The organism is Variovorax sp. GW821-FHT10D07 (assembly GCF_059415325.1).
Map to the genome: position 1 here is coordinate 1 of NZ_JBWKMZ010000041.1, position 524 is coordinate 524.

Sequence of the window (524 nt, forward strand, 5' to 3'; positions counted from 1 at the left end):
GCCACGCGCTTGGCGACCTCGGCCTGCTGGCGCGTGAGCCAGCTCGCGGGCATCGGGCGGGCATAGCCGCCCACGCCTTCGGCCGCGTCCTTCTCTTCCTGCGTCTCGTAGGGCACGTCGATGAACTTGCCGCCCAGCGATTCGATCTGTTCCTTGACGCTGGGGCGCACGTCCGAGGCCTCGATGACCGCGCCCAGGCGCTTGGCCGTGGCGATGGCCTGCAGGCCCGCGACGCCCACGCCGAGGATGACCACCCGCGCGGCCTTCACGGTGCCGGCGGCGGTCATCAGCATCGGGAAGAAGCGCTGGTATTTGTCGGCCGCGATCATCACGGCCTTGTAGCCGGCGATGTTGGCCTGGGAGCTGAGCACGTCCATGCTCTGGGCACGGGTGGTGCGCGGGGCGGCTTCGAGCGCGAAGCCGGTGAGGCCGGCCGCGGCCACGCGCTGCAGGCCGGCGGCGTCGAAGGGGTTGAGCATGCCCACGAGCACGCTGCCGGACTTGGCGAGCGCGCATTCGGCGTC

Annotated in this window: 1 protein-coding gene; it reads right to left on the reverse strand. The window is 71.4% G+C overall.

The genetic code is table 11. The annotated features are described in order from the left end of the window. The coding region (locus AC07PU_RS42475; RefSeq protein ID WP_495323669.1) for a Rossmann-fold NAD(P)-binding domain-containing protein at positions 1-524 on the reverse strand (524 nt) is incomplete at both ends.